This is a genomic window from Streptomyces sp. NPDC001070 (assembly GCF_053598835.1).
Window position 1 is genome coordinate 40416 of sequence record NZ_JBSFLB010000046.1, and the last position, 8421, is coordinate 48836.

General features: G+C 67.2%; 7 protein-coding genes and 4 pseudogenes. 6 read left to right on the forward strand and 5 right to left on the reverse strand.

Features of this window, described 5'->3' with window-relative positions; all coding sequences use genetic code 11:
- Positions 1–37: 37 nt before the first annotated feature.
- The 4 genes and pseudogenes from ACWDAS_RS37285 to msrB form a co-directional block, all read right to left on the reverse strand.
- Positions 38–526, reverse strand: coding sequence for a carboxymuconolactone decarboxylase family protein (locus tag ACWDAS_RS37285; protein ID WP_450399832.1), 489 nt, complete (start codon positions 524–526; stop codon positions 38–40).
- Positions 527–681: 155 nt separating this feature from the next.
- Positions 682–1124 (reverse strand): annotated as a pseudogene (locus ACWDAS_RS37290) (IS630 family transposase); the annotation flags it as partial.
- A gap of 215 nt (positions 1125–1339) precedes the next feature.
- Positions 1340–1669 (reverse strand): hypothetical protein, encoded by a 330-nt coding sequence (locus tag ACWDAS_RS37295; protein WP_450399835.1) that lies wholly within the window; start codon positions 1667–1669, stop codon positions 1340–1342.
- A gap of 285 nt (positions 1670–1954) precedes the next feature.
- Complete coding sequence (msrB, locus tag ACWDAS_RS37300; protein ID WP_450399837.1) at positions 1955–2425, reverse strand: peptide-methionine (R)-S-oxide reductase MsrB; 471 nt, start codon at positions 2423–2425, stop codon at positions 1955–1957.
- Between the two features lie 788 nt (positions 2426–3213).
- On the opposite strand from msrB, the pseudogene istA reads away from it, so the two are divergent.
- The 3 genes and pseudogenes from istA (at position 3214) to ACWDAS_RS37315 (ending at position 6570) form a co-directional block, all read left to right on the forward strand.
- Positions 3214–4507, forward strand: a pseudogene (gene istA, locus ACWDAS_RS37305) (IS21 family transposase).
- Between the two features lie 62 nt (positions 4508–4569).
- A complete protein-coding gene (locus ACWDAS_RS37310) occupies positions 4570–4851 on the forward strand; it encodes a hypothetical protein (protein ID WP_450399838.1) in 282 nt (93 codons plus the stop codon).
- 174 nt (positions 4852–5025) lie between these two features.
- Complete coding sequence (locus ACWDAS_RS37315; RefSeq protein WP_450399839.1) at positions 5026–6570, forward strand: dihydrolipoyl dehydrogenase family protein; 1545 nt, start codon at positions 5026–5028, stop codon at positions 6568–6570.
- Here the strand turns inward: ACWDAS_RS37315 and ACWDAS_RS37320 are convergent.
- Positions 6536–6966, reverse strand: a pseudogene (locus ACWDAS_RS37320) (ISL3 family transposase); the annotation flags it as partial. The gene ACWDAS_RS37315 and the pseudogene ACWDAS_RS37320 sit on opposite strands and share 35 nt — an antisense overlap.
- Positions 6967–7058: 92 nt before the next feature.
- Between ACWDAS_RS37320 and ACWDAS_RS37325 the strand changes: the two are divergent.
- The 3 genes and pseudogenes from ACWDAS_RS37325 to ACWDAS_RS37335 all read left to right on the forward strand — a co-directional run.
- Positions 7059–7262 (forward strand): hypothetical protein, encoded by a 204-nt coding sequence (locus ACWDAS_RS37325; protein WP_450399841.1) that lies wholly within the window; start codon positions 7059–7061, stop codon positions 7260–7262.
- A 136-nt stretch (positions 7263–7398) separates the two neighbouring features.
- A complete protein-coding gene (locus ACWDAS_RS37330; protein WP_450399843.1) occupies positions 7399–7674 on the forward strand; it encodes a hypothetical protein in 276 nt (91 codons plus the stop codon).
- A gap of 529 nt (positions 7675–8203) precedes the next feature.
- A pseudogene (locus ACWDAS_RS37335) lies at positions 8204–8421 on the forward strand (sensor histidine kinase KdpD); the annotation flags it as partial.

Sequence of the window (8421 nt, forward strand, 5' to 3'; positions counted from 1 at the left end):
CGTCACGAGAGATCGAGGCTAGAATTGACACTCTCGCTCAGCTGGATATCGGATCCACGTCGTCATCTGCGGTGTGAGGTATGGCGCCTTGGGCGAGCTTCAGTCGCGTCCAGACATTCATGTTGATGATGACGGCGGCGAGCTCCGCGACCTCGGTCTCGTTGAAGTGGTTGATCAGCTCTTCGTGCAGGGCCGGAAACGCGTTCAGGTCATAATCCGTCAGCCCTTCGCAATACGCCAGAGCGGCCCGTTCGGATGCGTGGAACATCTCGCTCTGACGCCAGCTCGCGAGGTGCGCGACCTTGTCCGGGTTGATTCCCTTTTCGAGTGCCGTTCTCGTATGCAGGATCAGGCAGTAGGAACAGGGCGTAAGCTGTGCGACACGCAACCGGATCAGTTGGGCGAGTTGACCGTCGATGGTGAGCTCGGCCTTGTATCCGAAGACTTTTGCCATCTGCCCGGCGAGGGAGTGAAACGACGTCAGGTCGGGGTCGAATCGCAGATTGGTGTATGTTACATCGCTCATCGTGTGTCCGATTCTGGTTGGCATGAAAAGTCATCGGCGACCAGCATGAATACTCGATACTGGTCGCCCATCGGGTCCGACTGGTGGCTTCAAACCGTTTCTGGGCTTCTTGTCGACTCGTTCCACTCTAATGTCGTGGGCCAAAAATGGCGAGGCTAACTCTCTCCGCCTGGTTTGGCAGGCGGAGACGCGATTTTGCCGAGGTATTCGGCGAGGGACTTGGGATTTCGTCGGCGGCCTTGGTCAAGACGAAGGGTCTGGGGTTGTTGTTCCAGCCGTCGATCCAGGCTCTGATGTCGTCTTCCAGGGCCTTTACCGAGGTGTGGACACCGCGGCGGATGAGCTTGTCGGTCGGCAGGCCGAACCACCGCACCTGGTTGATCCAGGACGAGCCAATAAGTGTGAAGTGGACGTGGAACCGGGGGTGTCTGCTCAGCCACGCCTTGATCTCGGGGGTGTTGTGGGTGGCGTAGTTGTCGCAGACCAGGTGCACGTCGAGCCCGTCGGGGACCGCCTTGTCTATCGTGACCAGGAACCTCTTGGACTCCACCGCCTGGTGCCGGCGGTGGAGTTCACCGATGACGGTGCCGTCGGCGATGTTGAAACGTGTTTAGCGGCATCACAGTGCTGTCGATCCCCATGGGCGCCGACTGAGCCGCCCATGGCCGGCCCTGCGGATGGCGCGCCGTCGCCGTCGGGGCGGCAAGAACGGCCGTCCTTCCGCTCGGTGGTGCCCACCACCGAGCGGAAGGGATGGCCGCTAAAAGCTGGTCGGCCACCTCTCGGGCTTGCCGGCTCAGGCGGAACCTAGGGCTACTGGAAACGGCCGTCGAAGCTGGTACCGCTCCTCAGGTCGGAGAACCGAAGGCCGACGACTGCTCCCCCTTCCACCACCCATCGCAGATCGTAGGACGCTTGGTAGGAGGGCGGCCAGAAGGAGCAGAAGCGGCCATTGTCGTCGACGGACCAGGTGCCCTCCGTCTGGCGTCCTGCCTCGAAGTAGGAGGTGCTTCCGTCGGGTCGGAAGGTCTGGGTCGTGCCATCGCCGTAGGCCAGGCGGCCTGCGGTGACAGCGGTGGGGATCTGGTCAGGCGGCACGATCGCGCCGTCTTCCGGGTGCAGGCTGTCGATGTTCCTGGTCACTGTGCGGTCCTTCTCCCGGGCCCGACGGTGCCGTTGCTCGTGCGGTCCGGCGGGCGTCTTCTGGCTCAGCGCGGCGGAAGGTGACCCCATTGGAGGGGATCGGCTCTATTGTCTGGGCCGGCTCCGCTCCGTGGAGGTGACTCGAACCCTTGGGCGCCGCAGCACATGAGCGCTTTCCGTACTGCTGTACACGGTATCGGTGGGGCCTTACTGAGCCCCGAGCCGCAAGACGGGGCGCCGAGCCGCCGTGCCGTTCGGGCTCCGGGGCCCCGCCCTGGTTGCCGGTCATCGGCTCTCGGCGGCGTCCTCTTCCGTCGTCTCGAAGACGCTCAGGTACTGGCCGTAGCCCTCCTGCTCCAGATCCTCCAGGGGGATGAAGCGCAGCGAGGCGGAGTTGATGCAGTACCGCAGTCCTCCGCGGTCGCCGGGCCCGTCCGGGAACAGGTGCCCGAGGTGGCTGTCCCCTTGAGCCGACCGTACTTCGACACGGACCATGCCGTGGCTGGTGTCGAGCCTCTCGACGACGTGGCCTGACCCCAGAGGCCTCGTGAAGCTGGGCCAGCCGGTCCTGCTGTCGTACTTGTCGACCGAGGCGAAGAGGGGCTCCCCGGACACGATGTCCACATAGATACCGGGTGCCCTGTTGTCCCAGTAGGCGTTGGAGAACGAGGGCTCCGTCTCGTCTCGCTGGGTCACACGGTACTGCAGGTCGGTGAGCTGTGAGATGCGCTGTGGGCTCTTGCTGTACTCCGGCATGCCTACCTCCCAGATGGTGCTGGAGTGTCTCTTATGCCCTATTTGCGTCATGCATCGCCCGGTCTCTTACCGTGTCGCAGCGGTGCAGGGACCGCGGGTGAGGGCCAGCCCAGGGTGCGGTGCACGGGCGGACCGTTGACGTGGTGGTCAGAATCGGCCGACGGTCGCGAGCCCGGCTGCCTCCCCTCACAGCGGGGACGGGAGGACGAGGAAGGGTTGCCCGAACTGCCCCCATCGCCCGTGCCCGGCCGCAGCGGCGACGCTGCGTTGCCAGTCGCCCTCGACAGGCCGGGCACGGATGTGGACGCATGCTTCCAGGCGGCAGGGGTCGTCCTGGCGCCGTCGCGTCCGGCGACGGCCTGGCTGGTCGTGGCGTGCACCGTGACGCTGGGTCTCGACTACCTGGCGGTCTGGGCTTTCGCGAGGCATCGCCGTCGTCGGCACCGCGTGGGACCTAGTGCAGCGCCAACGGGACGCGTGGGTCCAGGAGAGGGCGTCCAGCTGGGGACAGTGCTGATCGCCAGGGAGATGGTCACCAACGCTGTCCGCCACGCCTCGACGCCCGTCACACTGAGGCTCATACGGCAGGAGACGCTGGTCTGTGAGGTGCCGGACGGGAGCAGGGTGTCTCCCCACCTGCACTGTGCGCTTCCCGGCGACGAGAGCGGCCGGATGTGCGTGTCGGCGACGGTTGAAATGAGGGCCACGGGTAGCGATCAAAATCGGGCCAGTCTGCGGTCTCGTGATCATTCTGGCTTCAGCGGTGCTGGAGTCAGGAGGAAGCGAGGGTGATCCGCGTGGAGGACTGGGCCGAGATCCGTCGGTTGCATCGCAGCGAGGGGTTGTCCGCCCGGGCGGTGGCCCGTGAGCTGGGGATTTCCCGGGGAACCGTGCTGCGGGCGTTGGCTTCGGATCGCCCACCGCAGTACCGGCGGGCGATCAAGGGCTCGGCGGTGGACGCGGTCGAGCCGGCGATCCGGGAGTTGTCGAAGACAGACCCCGACGATGCCGGTCACGGTGATCGCGGAGCGGATCGGTTGGGGCCGTGGGCTGGCGATCCTGCGTGAACGGGTGAGGCAATTGCGGCCGGTCTATATGCCGGTCGACCCGGTCTCGCGGACGGTCTATCAGCCGGGCGAACTTACTCAGTAGTGTGATCTGTGGTTCCCGGCGGTGGACATCCCCTCGGCTATGGGCAGACGGGGCGACCGCCGGTGCTGGTGATGGTGTCGGGTTACTCGCGGGTGATTACCGCGAGAATGCTGCCGTCCCGACCATCGCCGATTTGACCGACGGACACAGGCAGCTGCTGTCCGGCTTGCAGGCGGTTCCCAGGATGCTGGTCTGGGACAACGAGCCCGCTGTCGGCAGGGGCAGGCCGACGACCGAGTTCGCGGTTCCCGCCGGCCTGCTCGCGATCCGGATCCATTTCTGCCGGCCGCGTGACCCGGAGGCGAAAGGCCTGGTCGAGCGGGCGAACGGCTACTGGAGACCAGCTTCCTGCCCGGCCGCTTCTTCACGGGCCCGGAGGACTTCAACGGTCAGCTGATCGCCTGGCTGCAGGTCGCCAACCGGCGCCGACACCGCGGCATCGACGCCCACCCCGTCGACCGCTGAGAGGCGGACCGGTCGGCGATGCTCCCCCTGCCGCCGGTCGCCCCGCCGAACTGGTGGCCGCGCACCATCCGGCTCGGCCGCGACCACTACATCCGCGTCGACACCTGCGGCTACTCCGTCCACCCCCGCGCGATCGGGCACCGGATCACCGTCCGGACGGACACCGAAAGCATCGTCGTGACCTGCGGCAATGACGTGGTCGCTCACCACGGCCGCTTCTGGGCCCGACACCAGATCATCACCGACCCCGAGCACGCCGTCGCGGCACGACACCTGCGCGACCAAGCCCGGCCGCCAGCGAGGTGCCTGCTGAGCAAGGTCGTCGAGCAGCTCGGCGTGGAGCCGCTGAGGCTAGGCGTCGACGAGAAGGACCGCGCCAAAGGCGGTCTCAACATCATCGAGCTGTGGTTCCCCGAGGCGGGCATCCCGCTCGACTACGGACGGGCCGGCCGCCGGTCTTGGTGATGGTTTCCGGCTACTCGTGCTGATCGTCACGAGGGTGCTGCCCACGCGGCGGACCGAGGACCATGATCCCGGCCCCGGTCCGGGAACGGCTGGCGATCACCACCGCAGAGTACAACAATTGCACCTACTGCCTGTCCGCCCATACCTACACAGGGGCGGGCGTCGCCAAGGTCGGCGCAGGGGAACTGCCCGCCACGCGGGGTCCGCCGACCCGCACCGCCGCACTGCTGGCCCTGGCCCACGCCATTGCCCGCGGCCACATCGGCGAGACGCAGCTCAAGGCTGCCGGGCCCTGGGCGTCACCGACGCCGAGATTGCCGAGCTCGTGGGCAATCTGGCGTTGAACATCCTCACGAACTACCGCAATGTCCTCGCCAACACCGGCACCGAACGGCCGGTCGTCACCCCGCACCCACGCCTGACCGACGGCCCGACCGGGCCCGACCGACCGGGCCCGACGGGCAGTATCACCACAGCCTCGACCGTTGTCAGACACTCCCAGGAATGCGAGGAAGAACATGAGCGAATCGCGCGAAACGCAGGCAGGCGCGCGTTACGACGTGGTCGTGCTGGGCGCAGGCCCGGCCGGTGCGAACGTCGCCGACCGCGCCCGTGCCGCCGGTCTCTCGGTAGCGGTCGTGGAACGGGAACTGGTCGGCGGTGACTGCGCGTACTGGGCGTGCGTGCCCAGTAAGGCGCTGCTGCGGCCGGTCATCGCGGTGGCCGACGCCCGGCGCGTGGACGGTGCCCGGCAGGCCGTCACCGGTCGGGTCGACGCCGATGGCGTCTTCGCCCGTCGCAACCGCTCCGTCTCCGACTGGGACGACACCAGACAGGCTCTGTTCCTCAAGTCCATCGGAGCCGACCTCTTCCGTGGCCACGGCCGGCTCGACGGGCCCCGACGAGTCAGCGTCACCCGTGACGACGGCGCCCGGCAGACCCTCACGGCCCGGCACGCGGTGGCCATCGCCACCGGCAGCCGGCCGGCGTTGCCCGACATCCTGGGCATCGCCGAGGCCCGTCCCTGGACGAACCGGCAGGGCACCGAATCCAGCAGCGTGCCCACTCGCCTCGCCATCATCGGCGGCGGCGGAGTCGGCATCGAGATGGCCACTCTCTGGCAGGGCCTCGGCTCCCAGGTCACGCTGCTCGTCCGGCGCCGCCTGATCCCCCGCATGGAACCCTTCGCCGGCGAACTGGTCGCTCAGGGATTGAGAGAGGCGGGCGCGGATGTGCGGATCGGCGTCCAGGTGACCGCCCTGCGCCGCCCGGACCCGGAGGGGCCGGTCACCCTCACCCTCGACGACGGCGGCGAGCTGGAGGTCGACGAGGTCTTGTGCGCCACCGGCCGCACGCCCGCCACCGACGATATCGGCCTGGAAACGGTCGGCCTCACCCCCGGCTCCTGGCTCGATGTGGACACCACCTGTCTGGTGCAGGGGGTCGACGGCGATTGGCTGTACGCCCTTGGTGACGTCAACCATCGTGCCCTGCTCACCCATCAGGGCAAGTACCAAGCCCGGACCGCCGGCGACGCCATCGGTGCCCGCGCCGCCGGTCGCCCGCTGGACGACACGCCCTGGGGCGACCACGCCACCACCGCCGACCAGCACGCCGTACCCCAGGTCTTCTTCAGCGACCCCGAGGCGGCCGCGGTGGGCCTGAGCGCCGAGCAGGCGGAGCGCTCCGGGTACCGCATCAAGACCGTCGACCTCGATTTCAACGCCGCCCAGGGCGCCAAACTCTACGCCGACGGCTACCAGGGCCACGCCAGGCTGGTCGTCGACCTCGACCGGGAAGTCCTCCTCGGAGCGACCTTCGTCGGCCCCGGCGTCAGCGAGCTCCTGCACTCGGCAACCATCGCGGTCGCCGGCGAGATCCCGCTCAAACGACTCAGGCACGCGATCGCCCCCTTCCCCACCGTCAGCGAGATCTGGCTCTTTCTCCTCGCCGCCTACCAGCACGATCAGGAGAGGGTGCGTCAACTTAACGGCCCTGTCTCGCATTCGGTGGTGACGGAGGGTGGTGCTATCCGAGGAGGATGCGGCGGCGAAGTAGGGTGAAGCCTGCTCGTCCGTGCATCTGGCGCGCGATCCGCTTGGTTTTGGTGTCGACGCCCTCGGTGGGGCCGTTGCCGTAGGGAAGCGTGAGCGCGGCGATCACTGCGTCCCGGTCTCGGTCCAGGCGCCGGGCGAAGGAGTGCAGATGGGGCAGATCGGTTGTGCGGACCTGGACGATCCAGCGCGAGAGCCCGTCGGCGTTTACTTCGCGAGGCGTCAGGAGCTGCGTGAAGTCCGCCGTGTGGGCGACCAGTTGGGTCATCTCGGGGTAGGCGGCGGTGAGCCGTGCCAGGAGGTCGTGATGTTCGGTCTTGAGGTTGTCGGGCCTGGTGAGGAGCATCCGGGCGAGTCGGCGTGGGGAATGTGGCTGCGGTCGGCGTCCGCGCGACCTTGGTTGATTGGAGCTGGGACGTGGTCAGCGGTGACAAGGGCCCCCTGCCCATCACCGCCTGGAAGCGCCAGTACCGCTACCGCAAGCAGTACGTCTTCAAGTGCAAGGTCGTGGCCTGGTACGGCTGGGCCGGCAGAAGATCCTGGCCACCTTCGAGACCCGCTACCAGTACTCCTACCGCGACCGCACCACCTACCGGATCGCGTTCACCGGGATCAAGTGGACCCGCACCGGCGGCTGGAGCTGGGCGAGGACCTCATGGAATTACGTGTCCAGTTACCACATCGTCTACACAAAGGGCTGACAGCCCGCACTGACAGGCGATGAATAAGGTGGTGCCCCGCGGTCCACGGCCGCGGGGCACCACCTCCGCATCAAGCCTTCAAGAAAACAAGACCGCCCCTGTATCTGGTTTCGGCGGTTGATGGGAGAAATTCGGAATGTTGTTCGTGGTCGCCGCCGTCGGCATAGCCGTCTTCTGCTTCACCCTGTGGTGCTCCGTGGTCGTCGCCCGCATGTCCGGCATCCCGGCATGGCGGAGGTACCTGCCGCTGTCCGTTTTCCTGATCTCCAACGCGGCGAGCCTGCTGCGGGCCGTCGACCGGCCCGAAGTGGCCAACACGATCGCCTTTCCTCTGACGCTGGCGGTCATCGTCATCTCGCTTGTGGAGATCCGGGCCCAGCGAAACCGGCGTCAAGCGACGCCCCTCATGTGACTGAGTGCCCTGGTATGCCCTTGAGCGGTTCGTTCGGAGTCGGTAAGGGCCACTTCGAGGAGGGGCACTGGCCCGATCATCAGCCCGTGTCCCGCTGTCCGGGAACGCCATCGGCTGCCGGTGGCAGCCAAACGGTCGACGCGGCCAACGGGAGGCCGGCACCGGCCAACATTCCCGCAGCGCTTGTCATCGCGGATCCCCCTGACCGCCGCGGCCCGACACGTCTCTGGCGCTACCTGTTGGCCTGACCGTGCTGCCTGGCGTTTGTTCTCATGCGTCTCGTCGTCGGAGTGTCGGGGCCGAGGCCACCTTATGTGTCGGGGCGCCAACGGGCGCCGCTTGTCGGACCTTGCGGTACTTCAGGGCCACGGGGCTTTTCGGACGTTGACGAGTGTTGGTCGCGGGGCACGACTCATTCACGCGCAGAGGCAACCGCCGAGCGTTAAGGCGGCGTCAAGACAGGCCAGGGGTGTCCCTGATCAGCCAGTTTGTCCGCTTCGCTAGTCCTACAGTGTGTTCCGTGGGATCAATAGCTCGTGGCAAGCTGCGCATCTACCTGGGGGCGGCCCCCGGAGTGGGCAAGACCTACGCCATGCTCTCCGAGGCCCACCGGCGCATGGAGCGTGGTGCGGACCTTGCCGTCGGCTTCGTGGAGCACCACGGCCGGGCCCGGACCGAGGTCATGCTGCACGGCCTGGAGGTCGTACGGCGCAAGGAGATCGAGTACCGGGACGCCGTTTTCACCGA

Coding starts and splice junctions, on each gene's coding strand:
- ACWDAS_RS37285 (WP_450399832.1), bottom strand. CDS start 526: ATGAGCGATGTAACATACACCAATCTGCGATTCGACCCCGACCTGACG.
- ACWDAS_RS37330 (WP_450399843.1), top strand. CDS start 7,399: ATGTTGTTCGTGGTCGCCGCCGTCGGCATAGCCGTCTTCTGCTTCACC.
- ACWDAS_RS37315 (WP_450399839.1), top strand. CDS start 5,026: ATGAGCGAATCGCGCGAAACGCAGGCAGGCGCGCGTTACGACGTGGTC.
- ACWDAS_RS37310 (WP_450399838.1), top strand. CDS start 4,570: ATGATCCCGGCCCCGGTCCGGGAACGGCTGGCGATCACCACCGCAGAG.
- msrB (WP_450399837.1), bottom strand. CDS start 2,425: ATGCCGGAGTACAGCAAGAGCCCACAGCGCATCTCACAGCTCACCGAC.